The 20,473-nt window shown below is 73.5% G+C and carries 20 protein-coding genes; 7 read left to right on the top strand and 13 right to left on the bottom strand.

Translation table 11 applies throughout. From position 1 onward, the window contains the following. Positions 1 to 2: 2 nt before the first annotated feature. A complete protein-coding gene (locus ACFWBW_RS08700) occupies positions 3 to 749 on the bottom strand; it encodes a ZIP family metal transporter (protein WP_385369727.1) in 747 nt (248 codons plus the stop codon). 221 nt (positions 750 to 970) lie between these two features. Between ACFWBW_RS08700 and cobC the strand changes: the two genes are divergently transcribed. Beyond that, positions 971 to 2,407 (top strand): Rv2231c family pyridoxal phosphate-dependent protein CobC, encoded by a 1,437-nt coding sequence (gene cobC / locus ACFWBW_RS08705; protein ID WP_385369728.1) that lies wholly within the window; start codon positions 971 to 973, stop codon positions 2,405 to 2,407. 270 nt (positions 2,408 to 2,677) lie between these two features. After that, entirely contained in the window at positions 2,678 to 3,922 is a 1,245-nt protein-coding gene (locus ACFWBW_RS08710; RefSeq protein ID WP_385369730.1) for a CapA family protein, read from the top strand. Between the two features lie 70 nt (positions 3,923 to 3,992). On the opposite strand, the gene ACFWBW_RS08715 is transcribed toward ACFWBW_RS08710, so the two are convergent. Together ACFWBW_RS08715 and ACFWBW_RS08720 are read right to left on the bottom strand one after the other, a co-directional pair. Next, complete coding sequence (locus ACFWBW_RS08715; protein ID WP_385369732.1) at positions 3,993 to 4,916, bottom strand: SCO1860 family LAETG-anchored protein; 924 nt, start codon at positions 4,914 to 4,916, stop codon at positions 3,993 to 3,995. Between the two features lie 336 nt (positions 4,917 to 5,252). Further along, positions 5,253 to 6,368: an amidohydrolase family protein gene (locus tag ACFWBW_RS08720; protein ID WP_385369734.1), complete on the bottom strand. Its 1,116-nt coding sequence runs from the start codon at positions 6,366 to 6,368 to the stop codon at positions 5,253 to 5,255. Between the two features lie 159 nt (positions 6,369 to 6,527). Here ACFWBW_RS08720 and ACFWBW_RS08725 point away from each other — a divergent pair, with 159 nt between their 5' ends. Then, complete coding sequence (locus ACFWBW_RS08725; protein ID WP_385369736.1) at positions 6,528 to 7,628, top strand: pyridoxal-phosphate-dependent aminotransferase family protein; 1,101 nt, start codon at positions 6,528 to 6,530, stop codon at positions 7,626 to 7,628. A 5-nt stretch (positions 7,629 to 7,633) separates the two neighbouring features. On the opposite strand, the gene ACFWBW_RS08730 is transcribed toward ACFWBW_RS08725, so the two are convergent. From ACFWBW_RS08730 to ACFWBW_RS08765, 8 genes are all read right to left on the bottom strand, one after another. Further along, complete coding sequence (locus ACFWBW_RS08730) at positions 7,634 to 8,692, bottom strand: aminotransferase class V-fold PLP-dependent enzyme (protein WP_385369738.1); 1,059 nt, start codon at positions 8,690 to 8,692, stop codon at positions 7,634 to 7,636. Between the two features lie 82 nt (positions 8,693 to 8,774). Further along, positions 8,775 to 9,485: a DsbA family oxidoreductase gene (locus tag ACFWBW_RS08735; protein ID WP_385369740.1), complete on the bottom strand. Its 711-nt coding sequence runs from the start codon at positions 9,483 to 9,485 to the stop codon at positions 8,775 to 8,777. A 106-nt stretch (positions 9,486 to 9,591) separates the two neighbouring features. Further along, on the bottom strand, positions 9,592 to 10,095 hold the full coding sequence (locus ACFWBW_RS08740) for a GNAT family N-acetyltransferase (protein WP_385369741.1): 504 nt from the start codon (positions 10,093 to 10,095) through the stop codon (positions 9,592 to 9,594). A 51-nt stretch (positions 10,096 to 10,146) separates the two neighbouring features. Then, the gene (locus ACFWBW_RS08745; RefSeq protein ID WP_385369743.1) at positions 10,147 to 11,601 is read right to left on the bottom strand and encodes a peptidoglycan D,D-transpeptidase FtsI family protein; all 1,455 of its coding nucleotides are present in this window, start codon (positions 11,599 to 11,601) and stop codon (positions 10,147 to 10,149) included. A 62-nt stretch (positions 11,602 to 11,663) separates the two neighbouring features. Beyond that, entirely contained in the window at positions 11,664 to 12,287 is a 624-nt protein-coding gene (locus ACFWBW_RS08750) for a response regulator (RefSeq protein WP_385369856.1), read from the bottom strand. A gap of 107 nt (positions 12,288 to 12,394) precedes the next feature. After that, positions 12,395 to 13,774 (bottom strand): sensor histidine kinase, encoded by a 1,380-nt coding sequence (locus tag ACFWBW_RS08755; protein ID WP_385369858.1) that lies wholly within the window; start codon positions 13,772 to 13,774, stop codon positions 12,395 to 12,397. A gap of 34 nt (positions 13,775 to 13,808) precedes the next feature. Further along, positions 13,809 to 14,840, bottom strand: coding sequence for a hypothetical protein (locus tag ACFWBW_RS08760; RefSeq protein WP_385369745.1), 1,032 nt, complete (start codon positions 14,838 to 14,840; stop codon positions 13,809 to 13,811). Positions 14,841 to 15,014: 174 nt separating this feature from the next. After that, positions 15,015 to 15,800, bottom strand: coding sequence for an IclR family transcriptional regulator (locus tag ACFWBW_RS08765; protein ID WP_385369747.1), 786 nt, complete (start codon positions 15,798 to 15,800; stop codon positions 15,015 to 15,017). 156 nt (positions 15,801 to 15,956) lie between these two features. Here ACFWBW_RS08765 and ACFWBW_RS08770 point away from each other — a divergent pair, with 156 nt between their 5' ends. Continuing rightward, positions 15,957 to 17,483 carry an aldehyde dehydrogenase (NADP(+)) gene (locus tag ACFWBW_RS08770; RefSeq protein WP_385369749.1) on the top strand — a complete coding sequence of 509 codons (1,527 nt, stop codon included), beginning with the start codon at positions 15,957 to 15,959 and terminating at the stop codon, positions 17,481 to 17,483. Between the two features lie 20 nt (positions 17,484 to 17,503). Here the strand turns inward: ACFWBW_RS08770 and ACFWBW_RS08775 are convergent, their stop codons facing one another. Both ACFWBW_RS08775 and ACFWBW_RS08780 read right to left on the bottom strand, forming a co-directional pair. Continuing rightward, positions 17,504 to 17,872 carry an SHOCT domain-containing protein gene (locus ACFWBW_RS08775; RefSeq protein ID WP_385369751.1) on the bottom strand — a complete coding sequence of 123 codons (369 nt, stop codon included), beginning with the start codon at positions 17,870 to 17,872 and terminating at the stop codon, positions 17,504 to 17,506. 11 nt (positions 17,873 to 17,883) lie between these two features. Continuing rightward, positions 17,884 to 18,330 carry a DUF6325 family protein gene (locus tag ACFWBW_RS08780; RefSeq protein ID WP_385369753.1) on the bottom strand — a complete coding sequence of 149 codons (447 nt, stop codon included), beginning with the start codon at positions 18,328 to 18,330 and terminating at the stop codon, positions 17,884 to 17,886. 130 nt (positions 18,331 to 18,460) lie between these two features. Between ACFWBW_RS08780 and ACFWBW_RS08785 the strand changes: the two genes are divergently transcribed. From ACFWBW_RS08785 to ACFWBW_RS08795, 3 genes are all read left to right on the top strand, one after another. Beyond that, entirely contained in the window at positions 18,461 to 18,688 is a 228-nt protein-coding gene (locus tag ACFWBW_RS08785) for a hypothetical protein (RefSeq protein WP_385369755.1), read from the top strand. A gap of 92 nt (positions 18,689 to 18,780) precedes the next feature. After that, complete coding sequence (locus ACFWBW_RS08790; RefSeq protein ID WP_385369860.1) at positions 18,781 to 20,040, top strand: TerD family protein; 1,260 nt, start codon at positions 18,781 to 18,783, stop codon at positions 20,038 to 20,040. A gap of 102 nt (positions 20,041 to 20,142) precedes the next feature. Beyond that, positions 20,143 to 20,310, top strand: a complete 168-nt coding sequence (locus ACFWBW_RS08795; protein ID WP_243338429.1) for a hypothetical protein — start codon at positions 20,143 to 20,145, stop codon at positions 20,308 to 20,310. The last annotated feature ends 163 nt before the right edge of the window (positions 20,311 to 20,473 follow it).

Below are 20,473 nucleotides of genomic sequence, written 5' to 3' on the forward strand. Positions count from 1 at the left end.
CGTCACTCGGCCAGGCCCACGACCAGCCAGATCCCCGCCACCCCGCCCACGGTGCACATCAGGGTGGACAGCGCGGGGTGCTTGTGGTGGGCCTCGGGCAGGATCTCGGCGGCGGCCAGGTACAGCAGGACGCCGCCGAAGAAGCCGAGGTAGGCCCCGAGCGGTTCCTCCGGAAGGGTGAACAGCAAAGTGGACGCGGCGCCCACGACGGGGGCCGCCGCGTCCGCGAAGAGCATGAGCAGGGCCTTGCGCCGGTCGTTCCCGTAGAGCCGGGTCAGGGTGTACGTGTTGAACCCGTCGGCGAAGTCGTGGGTGATGACGGCCAGCGCCACGGCCACGCCCATCCCCCCGCCGACCTGGAACGCGGCGCCGAGGGCCACCCCGTCGGCGAGGCTGTGGCCGACCATGGCGGCGGCCGCCGCCAGGCCGACCTTGGGGACCCGCTCTCCGTGGTCCGGGTACCCGTCACCGTTCGCGCCCCCGTGGGAGGCCTGACGGACGGCCAGGACCCGTTCCACGCAGTGCGCGGCGAGGAACCCGCCGACGAAGAGCAGCAGGGCGAGCGGGACTCCGAACAGTTCCTCGCCGGCCGCGTGCATGGCCTCCGGGAGCAGGTCGAGGCCCACGACGCCGAGCATCAGCCCGCCGGCCAGTCCCAGCACGAGGTGGCGGCGGTCGGTGACGCGCTGCGCCGTCCATCCGCCTGCCAGGGTCATGAGGAACGCACCCAACGCCACGATCACGGCCATGTGCCCTTGCATACCGACTCCGCGCCGCCCGCGCACTTCCGCGCCCGGGTGGCGGACCACGGAAGGTTGACGGGCCGGCCGCACGCGGTGTCCCTGCCCGCGGCGTATCCGCGATCGGAGTGCACGGGCACGGAGTCCGCGAACGCGCGTACGGCACTATGCACGCACGCGGGCGCGAACACGTGCACGATCAGCACCACGAAGACGATGGCGGAGAACGGGTGAATCTGGTGGGCGAGTACGCGACGCAACTGGTCGTCGGGGTCGGTGGCCGCGCGGGCGTGTCCGTGGCGGAGGTGTGCGCGCTGGTGGAGGAGACCCTGCGCGGCGCCGGGCTGGCGTCGGAGTCGGTGACGGCCCTGGCCACCGTGGAGGGGAAGGCGCTGGAGGCGGGGATCGCGGGTGCGGCGGAACGTTTCGGCGTGCCCCTGCTGAGCTACCCCGCCGAGCGGCTGGCCTCGATCCCGGTACCGCATCCTTCGGACGCCGCCCGCGACGCCGCAGGCACCGCGTCGGTGGCGGAGGCCGCCGCGCTCGCCGGGGGCGGGGAACTCCTCGTGCCCAAGAGGCGGTCGGTGGCGGCGACCTGCGCCGTCGCCACGGCCCACACGCACGACCTGCGCCACCACGGGGACGCGGAGGTCTCGGACGGGGGCGCGGGGCTGGTCGACCTCGCGGTGAACGTACGGTCCCACACCCCGCCGCAGTGGCTGAAGGACCGGATCGCGGCTTCGCTCGACGTCCTGTCCGCCTACCCCGACGGCCGCGCCGCCCGCGCGGCCGTGGCCCTTCGCCACGGGCTGCCGGTCGAGCGGGTGCTGCTGACCGCGGGCGCCGCGGAGGCGTTCGTACTGATCGCGCGGGCGCTGGGCGCCGTACGGCCCGTGGTGGTGCATCCGCAGTTCACCGAGCCGGAGGCGGCCCTGCGCGACGCGGGGCACCAGGTGGAGCGGGTGGTGCTGCGGGCCGCGGACGGCTTCCGGCTGGACCCGGCGGCGGTGCCGGAGGAGGCCGACCTCGTGGTGGTCGGCAACCCGACCAACCCGACCTCGGTGCTGCACCCCGCGGCGACCCTGGCCGCGCTGGCCCGGCCCGGCCGGATCCTGGTGGTCGACGAGGCCTTCATGGACGCGGTCCCCGGCGAACGCGAGGCGCTGGCCGGCCGGACCGACGTGCCGGGCCTGGTGGTGCTGCGGAGCCTGACCAAGACCTGGGGCCTGGCCGGGCTGCGCATCGGCTACGTACTGGCCGAGCCCGGGGTGATCGCGAAGCTGGCGGCGGCGCAGCCGCTGTGGCCGGTGTCCACGCCCGCGCTGGTGGCGGCCGAGGCGTGCGTCTCCCCCGCGGCTCTGGCCGAGGCGGAGGCCGCGGCCCGGCAGATCGCGGTGGACCGGGAGCACCTGCTCGCGGGGCTCGCGGAGTTCGAGGAGATCTCGGTGGCCGGGACGGCGGCGGGGCCGTTCGTGCTGATCCGGGTCGAGGGCGCCGCGGAGATCCGCACCCGGCTGCGCGCGCTGGGCTTCGCCGTGCGCCGCGGCGACACCTTCCCGGGGCTGGACCGGTCCTGGCTGCGGCTGGCGGTCCGCGACCGCGCGACGACGGGCCGCCTCCTCCAGGCCCTCGACATGGCCCTCGCGGCACGCCTGACCGCGCGCTGACCCGGGCCGGCCACCCGCCCGGGCACGGGCCGACCCCACGCGCGTGGCACACCCACGCCGCCCGCGTGCCTCGCGCTGACGCACGCGCGTGGCACACCCCTGGCGCCCGCGTGCCTCGCGCCTCGTGCTGACGGCACGCCACCGTGGTGGGGCCCGCCCTGCGCGGACCTCACCCCAATGGCGCGTTTCCGCGGGTTGCGCAGGGCGGGGCTCGCACCGGTGCGCGATCATTTCCGCAGGCAACAACCATGCGACACCGGGGGTACGGGGATGAAGACAGCCGGCAAGATGGGCGCGGCCGTGGCCGGACTGGCCGTGGTGGGGGGCGCCGCCTACGGCGTGACGCACCTGGCCGGCCGGGACGGCGGCGCGGCGGCCGAACAGCGGCTCGCGGCGAAGCCGGGGGCGTCGGCGAGTCCGAGCCGCGACGCCTCGGCCCCGGCCGGAGCCACGGCCTCGGCCGTGCCCGGCGGGAAGCCGTTCACCCTCGTCGGCACCGGCGACATCATCCCGTACCCCTCGATCATCCAGCGGGCCGCCGCCGACTCCGCGGAGAAGGGCGGCTACGACTTCCGGAAGATACTCGCCGGGGTCAAGCCCATCGTCTCCGCCGCCGACCTGGCCATATGCCACCACGAGATACCGTACGGCCGGCCCGGCGGCCCCTACACCGGATTCCCCCTCTTCAAGGCCCCGCACCAACTCGCCGACGCCCTCAAGGACACGGGCTACGACAGCTGCTCGACCGCCTCGAACCACACCCTGGACGACGGGTACGACGGCCTCGTCCGCGTCCTCGACCACCTCGACCGCGTCGGCATCCGCCACGTCGGCTCGGCCCGCGGCGCCGAAGAGGCCAAGACCCCGGCCCTGCTCGAAGCCGGCGGGGCCAAGGTCGCGCAACTGGACTACACGTACGGGACGAACGGCATCCCGCTCCCCGACGGCAAGCCCTGGGCCGTGAACCTGATCGACCCGGCGCGGATCATCGCCGACGCCCGCGCCGCGCGCGCGGCCGGCGCGAACGTCGTCGTCCTCAGCGTCCACTGGGGCTCCGAGTGGCAGACCGCCCCGGACCGGCAGCAACTGGACCTGGCCCAGACGCTGACCGCCTCGCGCGGCGCGGACGGCCTCCCCGACATCGACCTGATCCTCGGCACCCACAACCACGTGCCGCAGCCGTACGAGAAGGTCAACGGCACCTGGGTCGTGTACGGCATGGGCGACCAGGTGGCCAGCTTCTACGAGGCCGCCAAGGCCCGCGGCAACATGGCCTCGATCCCCCGCTTCACCTTCGCCCCGGCGGCCGGCCGTCCGGGCCGCTGGGAGGTGGTGAAGGCCGAGTACCTCACCCAGTTCTCGGACATGCGGCCGCCGTTCCGCGTCGTCTGCACCTCCTGCGCGGCAGCCGCCTCCTCCGCCGACGGCACGTACGCCGCCGCCGACCGCGAGGTGACGAAGGCCGTCATGTCACGCGGCGCCGGGGCCCAGGGGCTGACGCGCGCGACGGAGTAGGGACGGTGCCGGCCCGGTCGGGCCCGGCGCCCGGCCGGGCCGTCCCGGGCCGGAAGGACACGCGCCGGGCCTACGAGGCCCTGCCCCGCCGGGTCACGACCAGCGCGGCGGCGCCGAAGCCGAGCAGGAGCAGCGCTCCGCCCGTCACGAACGGGGTGAGCGAGCCGCCTCCCGTCTCGGCGAGGTCGGGCTGGGTCCCGGAGCCGCCCGCGGTCCCCGTCTGGGGCTTGATGTCGGGCAGCGTCGAAGCACTGGCGCTGGGGGCGGGGGCGGCCGGGGATTCGCAGCGGGCCTCGGCGAGCACGATCTCCCCCTCGACCTGGGCGACGTTCAGGTCGAGCGGGTTCACCGACACCTTGAGCCGCAGCGCGGCCGCGGCGGCCGTGGTGGAGGTGGTCTCGGCCGCGGAGAGTTCCAGGCTCACCAGGCCGACCTTGGGGACCTCGACCTTGGTGGGGCCGCCCGCCGAGAGGGTGACCTTCTTGCCCAGGACGGTCACGGTGCCCAGGACGTTGGAGGTGGCGACCGGCTTCTTTCCCGCCTCGCAGACGGCCTTGGAGCTGACCTTCTCGACCTGGATCAGGGACAGCAGGGGCAGGCCCGGCACGTGGACCCGGGCCTTGGCCAGGTTGGCCTCCGCCTCGGCGCGGCCGGGGTCGGCGGTGGCCTTGGAGGTGGCGACGTCGGCGCGCAGGATGCGCACCGGCCGCCCTCCGTCGACCCCGTCGAGGGTGACGGTCAGCGCCGTCTTCTCGGCGTCCGCCGGGGCGCTGACCTCGTTGAGGGTCGCCTTCAGCGGGACGTGCACGGTCTTGTTGAGCAGGCCCACGTCCAGCGTGGTGCGCAGGACGACGGCGCTCGCCTTGCCCTTCCCCGGGTGGGATCCGGCGGAGCCGGCGGAGCCGGTGGCGAAGGCGGGCGGGGCGGTGAGCAGGGCAACCGCTCCCGTGGCGACGAGCGCGGCCACGGGCATGCGGAAGGTGTTGCTGTTCAAGGTGGTGGAACCCCCAGGGAGATGGGAGCCGTCGCGCCGCCAATGGGGGACATTGCGCGCGCCGACGGCCTCGACCCCGGAATCTTTACGCACTGAGAGTGAACGGGAGTGAACCCGGCGTGAGTTCACCCCAAAGGGTGGTTTCCAGGCATAGGTTCGAATACATGCGCCTCACCCGGAACGGGAGTTCCCTCTCATCCCGGGAATCTCTCCCTCCGGGGTCCGAGCCGGGCGTACACAACGACCGCCCGGCCGCCGACGTCACGCCCCGTCAACTCCCGCACTCCGCACGCTCCCCCACCCGGAGACGCCCGCGCCCGTTCACCCCCGCAGCCCTCAGGCCACCACCCTGCCGTTCACCACCACCCGCTGCGGCGCCGCCAGTGCCCGTACGTCGGCCCGGGGATCGGCCTCGTAGACCACCAGGTCGGCCGGCGCCCCCTCCGTCAGGCCGGGCCTGCCGAGCCACTCGCGCGCACCCCAGGCCGTCGCCGAGAGGGCCTGAAGCGGCGGGATCCCGGCCTTGACGAGCTCGCCGACCTCGGCCGCGACCAGGCCGTGCGGCAGGGAACCCCCGGCGTCCGTGCCGACGTAGACCCCGATGCCCGCGTCGTAGGCGGCGCGGACGGTGTCGTAGCGCCGCTCGTGCAGCCGGCGCATGTGCGCAGACCACCGCGGGAACTTCGCCTCGCCTCCCGCGGCCATCTTCGGGAAGGTCGCGATGTTCACGAGGGTCGGGACGATGGCCACCCCGCGCTCCGCGAACAGCGGGATGGTGTCCTCGGTCAGACCCGTGGCGTGCTCGATGCAGTCGATGCCCGCCTCGACCAGGTCCCGCAGGGAGTCCTCGGCGAAGCAGTGCGCGGTGACGCGCGCCCCGAGGCGGTGGGCCTCGGTGATGGCGGCCTCGACCTCGGCGCGCGGCCAGCAGGCGGTCAGGTCCCCTGCCTCGCGGTCGATCCAGTCCCCGACCAGCTTGACCCAGCCGTCGCCGCGCCGCGCCTCGCGGCCGACGTACTCGACGAGGTCGGCGGGCTCGATCTCGTGGGCGAAGTTGCGGATGTAGCGGCGGGTGCGGGCGATGTGCCGGCCCGCCCGGATGACCTTCGGCAGGTCCTCGCGGCCGTCGATCCAGCGGGTGTCGGACGGGGATCCGGCATCGCGGATGAGGAGGGTGCCGGCGTCCCGGTCGGTCAGGGCCTGCAGCTCGGCGGTGTCCGCGTCCACCGGCCCGTGGGCGTCGAGCCCCACGTGGCAGTGCGCGTCGACCAGTCCGGGCAGCACCCACCCGCTGACCTCGGTGATCTCCCGGGCGCCGCGCGGACGCTCGTAGGAGATCCTGCCGCCGACCACCCAGAGCTCGTCGCGAACCTCCTCGGGCCCGACCAGTACCCGCCCCTTGACGTGCAGCAGCCCCGAACTCGCGCTGTCACCGTTGACCTCGTCGCTCATGGCGGCACTCTATGCGCGGGCTCGGTAGGCTCTCCAGGTCGGTCCGGACGTATCCGGACGAACGGCCCAGGACCGGAAGAGAAGAGCGGTCCCGGACCGAGAGCGACCCCAGACCCCAGACCCCAGACTCCAGACCGAGAGAACGAAGAGAGCGGCGCCGTGACCCACCCCCTCCTGGACCTTCCGCCCCTGACCGCCGCGCGCTTCGCGTCGATCGAGCGGGGGGTCGCGGAGCTGCTCGGGACCCGGGCCGACGTTGTGATCACCCAGGGCGAGGCCCTGCTGCCGCTGGAGGGGTGCATCCGGTCGGGCGCACGACCCGGTTCGACCGCGCTGAACGTGGTGACCGGCCCCTACGGGACCACCTTCGGCAACTGGCTGCGCGACTGCGGGGCGAGCGTCGTGGACCTGGAGGTCCCCTTCGACACGGCCGTGTCCGCCGACCGGGTGGACCGGGTCCTGTCGGAGCACCCGGAGATCGACTTCGTCTCCCTGGTCCACGCGGAGGCGGCCACCGGGAACACCAACCCGGTGGCGGAGATCGGCGAGGCCGTACGGGCCCACGGGGCGCTGTTCATGCTGGACGCGGTGGCCTCGGTGGGTGCTGAGCCGCTGCTGCCGGACGCGTGGGGCGTGGACCTGTGCGTGATCGGCGCGCAGAAGGCGATGGGCGGACCGGCGGGCGTCTCCGCGGTGTCGGTGTCCGACCGCGCCTGGGCCCGCTTCGCCGAGAACCCCTCGGCGCCCCGCCGCTCCTACCTCTCCCTGCTGGACTGGAAGGAGCGCTGGATCGACGGCGGGCGCAAGGCGCTGCCGCACGCGCCCGCGCAGCTGGAGATGCTGGCGCTGGAGGCCTGCCTGGACCGGATCGCGGCCGAGGGCCTGCGGTCGGTGACGGCCCGCCACGCGGCCGCCGCGGCGGCGACCCGCGCGGGCGCGGTGGCGCTGGGGCTCGCCCCGTACGTCGGGCGGGAAGCGGCGGCGGCCCCGGTGGCCACCACCCTGCGGGTCCCGGAGGCCTCCCTGGTGGTGGCGAAGGCCCTGGCTGCGGATCCGGCGGCCCCCCTGGCGGCGGGCGGCGGCGCGCTGGCCGGGGAGATGGTCCGGGTCAACCACTACGGCACGGCGGCCTCCCCGGACGCCGTCGGCGCCGGCCTGACGGCCCTGGCCGCGGCCCTGTCGGTGGACCCGGCCGGTGCTCTCGCGGCGGCCGGCTCGGCCTGGTCGGCGGCCTGGCCGCAGGGCCTGCCCTCCGCCTGAGCCGGTCAGCCCTCCAGGAGGTTCAGCAGCCGGTCGACGTCCGCCTCGGTGTTGTAGAGGTGGAAGGAGGCCCGCAAGGTTCCCGCGCGGGCGGAGGTGGAGATGCCCGCGGCGAGCAGGGCGCTCTGCCGGTCGGCCAGGCCCGGCACCGAGACGATCGGGGATCGGCCCGGGACGGGCTCGTGGCCCAGGCGGGCGAGGCCCGCGCGGTAGCGGGCGGCCAGGGCGGTGTCGTGGGCGTGGACGGCATCGATGCCGATCCGCTCCAGCAGGGCCAGCGAGGGCTCGGCGGCGTGGTAGGCCAGGAAGGCCGGGGACTCGTCGAAGCGCCGGGCCCCGCGGGCCAGTTCCCGCAGCGGGCCGTAGATGGCGTCCCACATGTCGGCGAGCGCCACCCAGCCGGCGTGCAGCGGGGTCAGGGAGTCCTGGGCCTCCTGCGAGACCGTGAGGTAGGAGACCCCGCGCGAGGCGAGCAGCCACTTGTACCCGGCGGTGACCGTGTAGTCGTAGGGGCTCGCGTCGAAGGGCAGCCAGCCCGCCGCCTGCGAGGCGTCGACCAGCATCCGCGCCCCGTGCGCGGCGGTCGCCGCGCGGACGGCCGCCAGGTCCGCCGTACGCCCGTCGGCGGACTGTACGGCGCTCAGCGCGACCAGTGCGGTGTCCGGGCCGACGGCTTCGGCGAGGGACTCCAGCGGGGCGAAGCGGACCTTCAGGTCGTCGCGGACCGCGAAGGGGTTGATCACGGAGGCGAACTCCCCCTCCGGGCACAGGACTTCGGATCCGGCCGGGACGGAGGCGGAGACCAGGCCGACATGGGTGGAGACGGCCGAGCCGAGGGCCACGCGGTCCGCACCGACCCCGACGAGGCGGGCGAACGACTCACGGACCCGTTCGACGCGGCCGAAGTCACCGAAGCCTTCCGGGAGTCCGGCCCCTGCCGCCTCCGCGAGCCGCCGCACCTCGGCGACGGCGGCTCGCGGGAGGATCCCGTAGTTGGCGGTGTTGAGATACGTGATGGAGTGCGCGAACTCGTCACGGACGGCCTCGGGCGCAGATAGGTCCATGCCTTCACTCTGCGCCAGAACCATCACAAAGTCTATTGACGAGTTTTACACTCCACACCAAAGGGTTACTTATGACGGTGTCTTACGGGCGCGGCACCGCGCACGCGCCGTCGGGCTCGCACGCCTCGCCCTCGGGTGCGGCGGGCGCGAGGACCTCGCGGCCGGCCCAGGCCTGCTCCAGGGCCTGCGTGAACACCTCGGCGGGCTGACCCCCGGAGATCCCGAGGCGGCGGTCGAGCACGAAGAACGGTACGGCGTTCGCGCCCAGCTCGGACGCTTCGCGCTCGTCGGCCCGCACCTCGGCGGCGTACGCCGACTCGTCCGCCAGCACCGCGCGGGCCTCCCCCTCGTCCAGGCCGGCCTCGACGGCGAGCGCGACGAGCACCTCCGGGTCGAAGACGGAGCGCTCCTCGCCGAAGTTGGCGCGGTAGGCGAGGTCGAGCAGCTCCTCCTGGCGGCCGCGGTCGGCGGCCAGGTGCAGCAGGCGGTGGATGTCGAAGGTGTTGCCGTGGTCACGGCCCTCGGTGCGGTACGTCAGCCCCTCGGCGCGGGCGCTCGCGGCGACGTGCTCCTCCATGCCGCGGGCCTCCTCGAGGGTGCGGCCGTACTTCTTGGCCAGCATCTCCACGACGGGTGCCACCTGGCCCTTCGGGCCGTTCGGGTCGAGCTCGAAGGAGCGGTAGACCACCTCGACCTCCTCGCGGTGTGCGAAGCCGGCCAGCCCCTTGGCGAACCGGGCCTTGCCGATGTAGCACCACGGGCAGGCGATGTCGCTCCAGATCTCGACGCGCATGTTCCTTCTTCCCTCCACGGAATCAACTGTTCCGTGTTCAACCATCTGCCTCTGCGTCTCATTCCCCGGACGGGTCATTCTCCGGCCGGGCCATTCTCCGGCCGGGTCATCCCCCGGACGGGTCCCCGGTCGTGTCCACCGTGAGCCACAGGATGCGGTGGGAGCCCGCGTCCCGGGCGCCGACGGGGTCCGGGAGCCAGCCGTGGGCGGCGTAGAAGGCCTGGGCCCGGAGGTTGTGCTCGTAGACCTCCAGGCGGACCCTGCGGACGCCCGCGCGGCGCCATGCGTCGAGGCATGCGCCGTGCAGGGCCGCCCCGGTGCCGCGGCGCCAGTGGACGGGGTCCACGTGCAGCTGGGTGAGGGTGGTCTCGCCGGCGGCGGTGCGGAAGGCCGCCACCCCGGTGAGCTCGCCGCCGCTCTCGGCGCAGAGCACCCCGCCGTCCGCCGGGGCACGGGCCACCGCCCGGGACCAGCCCTCGCGGGTGCGCGCCAGTTCGGCGGCGCCGCCGTAGACCTCCTCGGGTATCCGGCCCCGGTAGTAGGTGGCCCGGGCCCGGGTGTGGAGGGCGGCGATGGCGTCGAGGTCTTCGGGCTGCGCGGTCCTGATCATGGGAAGGAGAACGCGCCGGGAATCCTGCCGGTTCCCGGCGCGCTCCACGGGCTACTTCTTCAGCCAGGCCTGCATCATCTTCTGCGCCACCGGGGCGGCCAGCCTGCCGCCGGCGATCTCGGAGCGGTCCGTGTCCGAGTTCTCGATGACCACGGTGACCGCGATCTGCTTGCCGTTCATCTTTCCGTACGTGGTGTACCAGGCCAGCGGCGACAGGCTGTTGCCCACGCCGCGCTGGGCGGTACCGGTCTTGGCGCCCGATTCGACGCCCGGGATCTGGACGTTCTTGCCGCCGCCCTCGGTGGCGACCGTCCGCATGGCGTCCTGGACCATCGAGGCGGTCTTCGCGCTCATCACCTGCTCGGACTTCGGGTCCTTGAAGCTCTCCAGCACGTTGCCGTTGGAGTCGGTGACCTCGGAGACCATGTGGGGGGAGACCAGCTTCCCGCCGTTCTCGATCGCGGCCGTCACCATGGCCATCTGGAGCGGGGTGGCCTGGACGTCGAACTGCCCGATACCGGTCTGGGCTACCTGGTCGACGGACATCTTCTTCGTCGGGTACTTGCTGGACGGGGTGGTCCACACAGGGGTCTTCTGCACCACGTTGAAGCCGAGCTTCTCCGCCATGGCACGCATCTTGTCCTGGCCGAGCTCGTGGGCGAACTCCGCGAAGACGTTGTTGCAGGACAGCTTGAGCGCGACCCGGGGGGAAACGTTGTTGCAGAGCGAGTCGTCCACCTCGCTGCGCAGCTTGGTCCTCGTCCCGGGAATCGTGTAGTCGCCGGGAACCGAGGTCGGCGTGTCGATGTTCGTGACGAGGCCGTTCTCGATGGCCGCGGCGAGGGTGACCAGCTTGAAGGTGGAGCCCGGCGCCTGCGGCTTGCGCAGGGCGGTGTTCTCCATGGCCTTGCCCTTGTCGGCGCTGAGCGCCTCCCAGGCCTTCTGCTCCGCCTCGCCGGCGCCGGCGATGGTGCCCGGGTCGAAGGACGGGTTGTTCACGACGGCCAGGATCTCTCCCGTCACCGGGTCCATGGCCACGGCCGAGCCCTGCTTGCCCTTGAGGGCGTCGTAGCCGGCCTTCTGGACGTCCTTGTCGATCGTGGTCAGGACGTTGCCCGGGGCGGCCCGCTTGTTGGTGAGCGTGTCCATGATCGTCTTGAGTCGGTTGTCGGTGCCGTTGAGGATGTTCTTGTAGACGCCCTCCAGCATGCTCGACCCGAAGGCCTGGGAGCTGTAGCCGGTGATCGGCGCGTACAGCGGTCCGTCCGTGTAGGTCCGCTTGTACCGGAAGTCCTTGCCGCCCGTGTCCTTGGAGCCGGTGATCGCCTCCCCGCCCACGATGATGTTCCCCAGCGGGTTCTCGTACTTCCCGATGAGGTTGCGCCGGTTGTTGGTGTCGTCTGCGAGGGCCTGGCCTTGGTACGCCTGCACCCAGGTGACCCGCACCAAAAGGGCAAGCACCAGAAGCAGACAGAAGACCGACGCACGCCTGATCGTCTTGTTCATCCCCCAGAAGGACGTCCCGGCCGCCCCGGCCGTTCCGCTCTGCCCCGATTGTGGCGGAGTTCTCAGCCTTTCTTCATGGGGAAGCCTCCCTCGTACGCCGCGATGACCGCCTGGGTCCGGTCCCGGGAGCCGGTCTTCGCCAGGACCGCGGCCACGTGCGTCTTGACCGTCTGCGGGCCGACTCCGAGCCGCTCGCTCACCTCGTGGTTGGAGAGCCCGGTGGCCATCAGGCGCAGTACGTCGGCCTCCCGGTCGGTGAGCCGGGCGACCCAGGGCGCGGCGGCCGGGCCGGCCCCGGCCGGGGTGTGGGCGGCGGCCAGGGTGCGGACGGCCGCCGGGAAGAGCAGCGAGTCCCCGCGGGCCACGAGCCGGACCGCGGCGGTCAGCTCGTCGGGGTCGGCCCGCTTGAGGAGGAACCCGGCGGCTCCCGCGCGCAGCGCCCCGTACACGTAGGCGTCGTTCTCGAAGGTGGTGACCACCACGATCCGGGGCGGCTCGGCCATGGTGGCGAGGATCCGCTCGGTGGCACGGATGCCGTCGATCTCCGGCATCCGCACGTCCATCAGCACCACGTCGGGGGAGAGCGCCCGGACCACGGCCACGGCCTCGGCTCCGGTGGCCGCCTCCCCCACGACCTCCAGGTCGGGCTCGGCGTCGAGGATGACCCGCAGGGCCGTGCGGACCATCCGCTCGTCGTCGGCCACGACCAGGCGCAGCGGCGGGCGGGCCGGCGCGGTTGCCTCCGGGCCCGCCGGCGGGATCGACCGCGCAATCGGCTGCGGGTTCGTCCCCGTCATCGGGCGCCCTCACCGAGCGGGAGGACGGCCCGCAGTCGCCACCGGCCCTCGTGCGGCCCGGACTCGACCCGCCCGCCGAGCAGCGAGGCCCGCTCGGCTGCGCCGTGCAGCCCCCGGCCCCCGGTGGTGCGGGCCCCCGGAGCGGCCGCCGCATCGTTCGTCATGGTGATCTCCAGTTCCTCGTATCCGCCGCGCGCCTCGTACCCGCCGCGGTCCTCGTACCCGCCGCGGTCCTCGCGCCCACCCGGCTCCCCGTGTCCGCCGCGGACCCGTACGAGGATCCGCAGGTCGACCGGGCCCGTCCCGTGCCGCAGCGCGTTGCTCAGCCCCTCCTGCACGATCCGGTACGCCTCGCGGGAGGCGATCGCCGGAAGCCACCCCCAGCTCCCGGCCGGTCCCGGGTCCTGGCGGGCGGTGATCGGGGTCCCGGAGGCCCGGCTGCGGGCCAGCAGCCCGTCGAGGTCGGCGGCGAGCGTCGGAGCGGCGGGCAGCCCGGCGCCTCCGGCGCCCGCCCCGTCGCCCTCGCGCAGCAGGCCGAGGACGGCGTCCAGCTCCCCCACCGTGCGCCGGGTGGTGTCCTCGATCGCGGCGAGCGCCTCCCGTACGAAGCCGGGGTCGCTGTCGAGCACCCGCCGGGCGGCGCTCGCCTGGAGGGTGACCGCGCTCAGGGCGTGCCCGACGGCGTCGTGCAGTTCCCGGGCGAGCCGGTTGCGCACGACCAGGTCCGCGGCGCGCTCCTCGGCGGCCGCCAGCCGGTCCGCCGCCGTGGGCCCGAGCAGTACGGGTGCCAGCCGGGCCAGCAGTGCCCCCGCTCCGGCGGCGCACAGGACGAGCCCGGCCAGCAGCCCGATCCCGAGCAGCGGGGCCACGTACGGCTGAGCCGGCGCGCCCGGCCAGCCGAGCCCGGTCGGCAGCTCCCGCAGCGCGCTGACGAACGGCAGGGCGAGCAGCACCACCGCCATGGGCGGTACCGCCAGGGTCATCCCGCTGACCAAAGCTCCGAGCCCCAGGTGAAGGGTCCACCAGGCCGAGGCCCGGCCCCGGGCCGCCCAGCTCCGGGCCGGCCCCTCGGCGAACCGCTCCCCCGGTACCCCGCACAGGGCCCTGGCCGCGGCCACCGACATCGGCCGGACCAGTGCGAACAGCCCGGTCGCGGCGACGAGCGGCAGGGAGACGGCGTAGGCCGCGAAGCTGAGCGGCAGGGAGTTGAGCGCGTTGACCCCGCCGTCGACCGCTCCGACCACCACCTGCGTCAGCAGGAAGTACGGCATCAGAAGGGCGCCACCGAGGACCAGGTGCACCCAGCGCAGCCGCCCCTGCCTCACACTCCCCCGCCTCGCACTCCACCGGTTCGTGCGTATCCCGCGCGGCCACATCCGCGTCCCCTGCCGCTGCTCCACCCGGGCCCCCTCAGACCGCCCGGCGGCCGGCCAGGAACCGCCCCATGACGGCAGTTGCGAGGAGAGCGGTGATCATTTGGCCAGCGTAGATCAGGTAGGTCGCCGTGGTGGTCTGTTCGTCCGGGCCCGGTTCCCCGCCCGTGAGGGCGGTCAGCATCCACATCCCCCAGCAGAGGGTCGCCGCGGACCCGGTCCACGCGACGGCCAGCAGCCACCCCGCCGGCCTGGCCCCGCCCCTGGCGAGCAGCACCGCCCCCGCTCCGGCGGTCAGCGCGCATATCCCGTGGACGGCGGAGCCCACGCCGGTGTCCGAGGAGTACTGCGCGATCTGCGCCGCGTTGTGCCCGGCCGTGCCGCCGAAGGCCCAGTAGAAGTGCACCGTGGAGACGACCACGGCCAGTGCCGCCGCGGCTCCCGCCACCACCCCCGTGGGGGACGGGAGCCTCCCCCAGACTCCGTCCGGGGGGACCCCCGGACCGAGGGGGCCCCGCCAGAGCCGGCCCCAGCGCTCCCGCGCATAGGGCACGAACAGGGCGGCCAGGACTATCGCCTGGACGATGAAGCCCGAATAGACGACGTGGAAGACCCAGGGGTCGAGGAAGGGCTCCTTGGCCGCCTCCTCGGCCGCGTCCGGTCCCAGACCCAGTGCTCTCAGGAGGAGTTGGCCGGGGAATCCGAGCACGATGGGTGTGAGCAGGCCGGTGGCGACGAAGGCCGGGACGGTCAGCAGCCAGGCCGGCACCCGCATGCCCCAGGGTCTGGTGAGCACCAGGACGAGCACGATCACGGCGGCGTCCATGACCACCGTGACGGCGTTCGCCACGGTGAGGAACAGCGGGGCCTCCAGCAGGGCGCTGCCCGCCGGTATCCCGAGGTGACTCCCGGCCAGCCAGGCCGTCTTCAGCGTCAGATAGGGGAGGGTGGCGACGATGCCCACCGCGGCCAGGACCTTGCGTCCGGCCCCCGGCCGGGGGGAGGACGGCTGTGCTTCTGCGTGCGCCGGTCGTGGTGACCGCTGCGGATGAACGGCTCGTGTGGTCATGACCCAACGGTCCCGCGTCCCTCGCGCCGCCACCTCCCCCTTGAAGGGGAACCGCCTCCCCCACCCGGGGGAGGAACCGGGCCGTCCACCGCACCACCCGTGGCGGCCACACCACATCGTCCGCCGCACCACCTGTGGCGACCTCACCACACCGACCGCCGCACCACCCCGCGGCTACATCCGCCGCGTCACCACCGACAGCCGGTCGCGCGCCGCGAACAGCGCCGCCTTGATGCCCCGTTCGTGTCCCGGCGTCAGCCGCGCCACCGGCACCGAACAGCTCACCGCGTCCCGCGCCGGCGTGCGGTACGGCACCGCCACCCCGAAGCAGCGCAGTCCGAGCGTGTTCTCCTCCCGGTCCACCGCGTACCCCTGCTCCCGGACCAGTGCCAGGTCCTCGATGAGCCGTTCCCGGTCGGTGATGGTGTGCTCGGTGACGGCTTCGAGCCGCCGCGGCAGCAGTGCGCGTACCTCTTCGTCCGTGTGCGTGGCCAGCAGCGCCTTGCCGAGCGCCGTCGAGTGCACCGGCAGCCGCCGCCCGACGCGGGTGAAGGGCCGCAGGTAGTGCTGGGACTGCCGGGTCGCCAGGTAGACCACGCTCGTCCCGTCCATGCGGGCCAGGTGGATCGTCTCGGTCGTGTCGTCGGAGAGCCGGTCCAGCGTGGGCCGGGCCGCCGCGACCACCTCGTCCCCGTCGATGTAGGAGCTGCCGACGAGCAGCGCCCGTACGCCGATGCCGTACCGCGTGCCCGTCGCGTCCGTCTCCACCCAGCCCAGGTTCACCAGGGTGCGCAGCAGCATGTAGAGGCTGGATTTGGGCAGGGAGAGGTCGTTCTGGATGTCGGCGAGGCTGTGCAGCCCCGGCCGGGAGGCGAAGTGTTCCAGCAACAGGACCGTGCGTACCGCCGATTTGACGGCCGCCGGCGCTCCCGAGCCCCCCGACTCAGCTGTGGTGGTCATCCGCCTTCGTGCCCCTCTGTCTCTTACTGTCACTTGTCAACCCGGAAGACACGGAAATAGAGTCCACGATGGATGTGATCATTCATCCAACGGAACAGCGTTCACAATACTGAACGCATCCGCGCGGGTCAGCGTAGATCCAGGAGGCAGTTCGCCATGGCAGCAACACCAGTCTGGAGTGTGGACCCCCGCACCGGGAAGCACCGCGAGCAGGTTGCGGTGGAGGCCACACCCCGGGAGGTGGACGAAGCCGTGGCCGCGGCCCACGCCGCCCGCGGCTCGCTGGCCGACGCCGCGCGGCGCGCCGCCTTCCTGCGGGCCGCCGCCGACCTGCTCGACGAGGCGGCCTCCCACGTCATCGAGGCCGCCGACGCCGAGACGGCGCTCGGCCCCGGCCGGCTCACCGGCGAGCTCGCCCGCACCACGGGCCAGTTCCGCGCCTTCGCCGACGCCGTGGACGAGGGCTCCTACCTCGACGTCCGCATCGACCGCGCCGATCCCACCACCGCCCCGCCCCGCCCCGAACTGCGCCGCTACAAGGTGCCGCTGGGCGTGGTCGCGGTGTACGCCGCCTCCAACTTCCCCCTGGCCTTCTCGGTGCCCGGCGGCGACACCGCCAGCGCGCTGGCCGCGGGCTGCCCCGTCGTGGTCAAGGCCCACCCCGACCACCCGGCCACCTCCGAGCTGTGCGCCTCGCTGCTGCGCCGGGCCGCCGTGGCCGCCGGGCTGCCGGCCGAGGTCGTCGCCGTGGTCCACGGTTTCGACGCCGGCCTGGAGCTGATCCGCCACCCGCTGGTCACCGCCGCCGGGTTCACCGGGTCCATCCGGGGCGGGCGGGCCCTGTTCGACGCCGCCGCCGCGCGACCCGTACCGATCCCCTTCCACGGGGAACTGGGCTCCCTGAACCCGGTCGTGGTCACCCCGGCCGCCGCCGCCGAACGCGCCGAGGAGATCGGCGGCGGGCTGGCCGGCTCGGTCACGCTCGGCGTCGGCCAGTTCTGCGTCAAGCCCGGCCTGGTCCTCGTCCCCGAGGGCGCGGACGGGGACCGGCTCGCGGGTGCGCTGACGAAGGCTCTCGGCGAGACCGAGCCCGGGGTGCTCCTCGACCACCGGATGCGGGAGAACTTCGTCGCCGGGGTCCGCGAACGCGCGGCGCTGCCCGGGGTCGACGCGCCCGTCACCCCCGGCTCCGGCGGCGAGCACACCGTCGGCGCGGGCTACCTGAGCGTGCCGGCGCGGACCCTGCTGGAGGGCGGGCCCTACGAGGTGCTCCTGGAGGAGTGCTTCGGCCCCGTCACCGTGCTGGCCCGGTACGCCGGTCAGGACGAGGCCGCCGCCGTGCTCGGGCGGCTCTCCGGGAACCTCACCGCGACCCTGCAGCTGTCGGCCGCCGAGGCGGACGGCGGCCCGGGTCCGGCGGCGGAGCTGATCTCCCAGGTCACGACGCTGGCGGGCCGGGTCGTGGTCAACGGCTGGCCGACCGGTGTGGCGGTGGCCCCGGCCCAGCACCACGGCGGCCCCTACCCGGCGGCCACCTCCCACTCCACCTCGGTCGGCGGCACCGCGATCGAGCGCTGGCTGCGCCCGGTGGCCTACCAGTCGGTGCCGGACGCCCTGCTCCCGGCGGAACTCCGCGAGGCCAACCCCCTTGACCTCCCGCGACGGGTCACGGGAGGCCGGTAGCCATCGGGGCCGCGGCGGGGTCAGGCGCTCAGGACCCGGGCCTTCTCCGCCGCGAACTCCTCGTCGGTGAGCAGGCCCTGGGCCTTCAGCTCGGCCAGCGCGGTGAGCCGGCCGACTCGGTCGACCGCGGGAGCCGGCGCGGCGGCCGGCTGCTGGGCCTGCTGCGCCTGCTGCCAGGCCTGCTGCTGGGCCTGCTGCTGCGCGGCCGCCTGGGCAGCCGCCTGGTTGACGAGGGCCTGCTGCTCGGCGTCCGCCGCCGCCTGCTGCTGCGCGCTGCGCTCGGCCTGGCCGCGCTGCATCCTGCCGGAGACCGCCGTGGCCGTTCCGGCCACCACCGCGGTGCGGGCCATCGCGCCCAGCAGACCCGGGCGCCCCATGCGTCGACGCATGACTCTCCTCCCTACTTCTCGGTCAGTGCGGCGACGGCTCGTTCGACGCCGTCCCGTGGAATGCGTTCCATGAAGAGCACCCGGCCGTCGGACTCCCGTACGGCCGAGGCCAGGCGCGCGGCCCAGGCGTTCTCCCACACCACCACGAGCGCGGAGGACTCCGGGGCGAGGCCCTGCGCCACGGTCTCCAGGTCCTCGTCGCTCAGCAGGTCGAACTCCTCGCCGAGGACCCGCTCGAACTGATCGGCCACCTCGGAGTCTGCGAGCTCCACCACGGACACCGCGCCGTCCCGGTCCTTGCGGACGAACGTGAGGTCGAGGATGCGCACGACCCCGCTCTCCTGGAGCTCGCGCAGGGCCGGGGCGACATCGCCGTTGAACCGATTGCCGTCGAAGGCGACCACGGCGACGTCCACCGGGCCGATCGATTCGGCCGTAAGAGCTGCACCAGAAGGCATGAGCAAACCTCTTCCGTAGCGCATGAAATCGCCTCAAAAAGGATCTTACTCGGCGGGGCTGACACCGCATCGCGAGGCGGGTCGAGGAATTGCGTTGCAGGCCGCCGCCCGGGGACGGCACCCTCGGCGCATGCCGAAACCTCACGGATTCTCGTACGAACAGCGGGGCGACCAGAGCGTCGTCATCACCCACCAGGGCCGGTCCGCGGCCACTCTCCGGGGCGGGCGGGCCACCGCGTTCCTCGCCGAGGTCGAAGCCGGTGACGCCCAGCTCGTCATGGCGCGCTGGACCGGCTCCTACAAGTTCGGCAACGAGCGGACCGCCAGGAACCACCCCCGCAACCGGGGCCGGGTCTGAGGCACGTGTGGGGTGCGGGTGAAGAACCGGGAAACGGGGTGAAAGTAAGGGAACGGCAAAGCCACCTCGGTCGTTCTCCCGGCATGACCGCTATGACCCCTGGTTCCAACCTGCCGCTCAATGCCGTCCGCGTGACGGTCGACGTGGCTGCCCCGGTGCGGCTCGACGTGTCCGCGCTGCTCCTCGCCGCCGACGGCAAGGTGCGTTCCGACGCCGATTTCATCTTCTTCAACCAGCCGTCCGGCCCCGGCGTCACCTACCGCTCGGGCGGCGGCACGGCGCCGGACTCGATCACCGTGGACACCGGTTCGGTACCGCCCGGCATCGAGCGGATCGTCATCACCGCCAGCCCGGACGCCGCGGGCCAGACCTTCCAGGGCATCGAGCCCACCGCCACCGTCCGGGACGCCGGCAGCGGAGCGGTGATCTCCGCTTTCACCCCGCCGCAGCTCGGCACGGAGACCGCCCTGGTGGTCGTCGAGGTCTACCAGCGCGGCGGCGTGTGGAAGGTGCGCGCGGTCGGCCAGGGGTACGCGAACGGCCTCGCCGGCATCGCGACCGACTTCGGCGTCTCGGTGGAGGACGAGCCGGCTCCGGCGGCCGCCGCCCCGGCCCCCGTCGCCCCGCCCGCGCCCCCGGCTCCCCCGTCGCCGCCCACGTACGCGGCCTCGCCCTGGCTCACCAGCGGCGCACCCGGGGCGACCCCGGCACCCGCACCGGTCGCCCCCGCACCGGTCCCCCCCGCACCGGTCGCGGCCGCCGCACCCGGCGCCGGGAAGATCAACCTCGACAAGGGCCGCGTCAGCCTCCAGAAGAACCAGACCGTATCCCTGGTCAAGGGCGGCCGCCCGCTGCTCTCCCAGGTCAAGATGGGCCTCGGCTGGGAGCCCGCCTTCCGCGGCCGGGACATCGACCTGGACGCCTCGGTCATCGCGTACGGCCCGCAGCGCAACCACATCGACAGCTGCTACTTCGGCAAGCTGTCCATCCTGGGCGGCTCGGTCAAGCACTCGGGCGACAACCTGACCGGCGAGGGCGCGGGCGACGACGAGGTGATCGTCGTGGACCTCGGCCGGCTGCCCGCGGAGGCGACGGGCCTCGTCTTCACCGTCAACTCCTTCTCCGGCCAGAAGTTCACCGAGGTGGCCAAGGCCTACTGCCGCCTCATCGACGCCGCCACCAACGAGGAGCTGGTCCGCTTCGACCTCACCAGCGCCGAGCCGCAGACCGGCGTGATGATGGCCAAGCTCATCAAGCAGTTCTCCGGCGAATGGGAGATGACGGCCATGGGCGAGTTTGTGAAGTCGCGCACAGTGCGGGGCATGGTCAAACCGGCCGCGCAGGCACTCTGAGCAGGTGGGCGGGCACATGGAGCGACGGACGCCCTCTCCGGGTGATCTGTTCCACCCTTAATACGGAGGTGGCTGTCAGTGCCCGCCCGTAGCCTTGGAACCATGCACCAGACACTCCAGCCCGCGGGCCCCGCGCGCCCGTCCGCCGCCGAGGCGAACGAGGCGATCCGGCAGCTCGTCGAGAGCCGGGTGGACGGCGAGTGGCCCTCCGAGGCGTACGAGTTCCTCCTCGAAGAGTGGGCCGCGGCCAGCCGCGCCGAAGCTCAGTAAACGAACAGACGAACAGACGGACAAGTGAGACGACGAGAAGAGGCGCCGGGGCCGAAAAGCCGGAGGGTCTTCTTCTCTTCCCCACCCCCGTTCTCCGCTCCCGTCCCCCCCCCCCATTCGCGTCCAGAGGGGCAACGCCCGAACCACCCCAGCCCCCTCACGG

Origin of the sequence: Streptomyces sp. NPDC059957, from assembly GCF_042730015.1 — a bacterium.
Lineage (GTDB): Bacteria > Actinomycetota > Actinomycetes > Streptomycetales > Streptomycetaceae > Streptomyces.

Bases quoted from the DNA above. Each gene is read 5' to 3' on its own strand.
- ACFWBW_RS08770 (WP_385369749.1), top strand. From the start codon at position 15,957: ATGGCAGCAACACCAGTCTGGAGTGTGGACCCCCGCACCGGGAAGCAC.
- ACFWBW_RS08790 (WP_385369860.1), top strand. From the start codon at position 18,781: ATGACCCCTGGTTCCAACCTGCCGCTCAATGCCGTCCGCGTGACGGTC.
- ACFWBW_RS08760 (WP_385369745.1), bottom strand. From the start codon at position 14,840: ATGACCACACGAGCCGTTCATCCGCAGCGGTCACCACGACCGGCGCAC.
- ACFWBW_RS08720 (WP_385369734.1), bottom strand. From the start codon at position 6,368: ATGAGCGACGAGGTCAACGGTGACAGCGCGAGTTCGGGGCTGCTGCAC.
- ACFWBW_RS08785 (WP_385369755.1), top strand. From the start codon at position 18,461: ATGCCGAAACCTCACGGATTCTCGTACGAACAGCGGGGCGACCAGAGC.
- ACFWBW_RS08755 (WP_385369858.1), bottom strand. From the start codon at position 13,774: ATGTGGCCGCGCGGGATACGCACGAACCGGTGGAGTGCGAGGCGGGGG.
- ACFWBW_RS08735 (WP_385369740.1), bottom strand. From the start codon at position 9,485: ATGCGCGTCGAGATCTGGAGCGACATCGCCTGCCCGTGGTGCTACATC.
- ACFWBW_RS08700 (WP_385369727.1), bottom strand. From the start codon at position 749: ATGGCCGTGATCGTGGCGTTGGGTGCGTTCCTCATGACCCTGGCAGGC.
- ACFWBW_RS08740 (WP_385369741.1), bottom strand. From the start codon at position 10,095: ATGATCAGGACCGCGCAGCCCGAAGACCTCGACGCCATCGCCGCCCTC.
- ACFWBW_RS08765 (WP_385369747.1), bottom strand. From the start codon at position 15,800: ATGACCACCACAGCTGAGTCGGGGGGCTCGGGAGCGCCGGCGGCCGTC.
- ACFWBW_RS08730 (WP_385369738.1), bottom strand. From the start codon at position 8,692: ATGGACCTATCTGCGCCCGAGGCCGTCCGTGACGAGTTCGCGCACTCC.
- ACFWBW_RS08710 (WP_385369730.1), top strand. From the start codon at position 2,678: ATGAAGACAGCCGGCAAGATGGGCGCGGCCGTGGCCGGACTGGCCGTG.
- ACFWBW_RS08750 (WP_385369856.1), bottom strand. From the start codon at position 12,287: ATGGTCCGCACGGCCCTGCGGGTCATCCTCGACGCCGAGCCCGACCTG.
- ACFWBW_RS08780 (WP_385369753.1), bottom strand. From the start codon at position 18,330: ATGCCTTCTGGTGCAGCTCTTACGGCCGAATCGATCGGCCCGGTGGAC.
- ACFWBW_RS08775 (WP_385369751.1), bottom strand. From the start codon at position 17,872: ATGCGTCGACGCATGGGGCGCCCGGGTCTGCTGGGCGCGATGGCCCGC.
- ACFWBW_RS08795 (WP_243338429.1), top strand. From the start codon at position 20,143: ATGCACCAGACACTCCAGCCCGCGGGCCCCGCGCGCCCGTCCGCCGCC.
- ACFWBW_RS08745 (WP_385369743.1), bottom strand. From the start codon at position 11,601: ATGAACAAGACGATCAGGCGTGCGTCGGTCTTCTGTCTGCTTCTGGTG.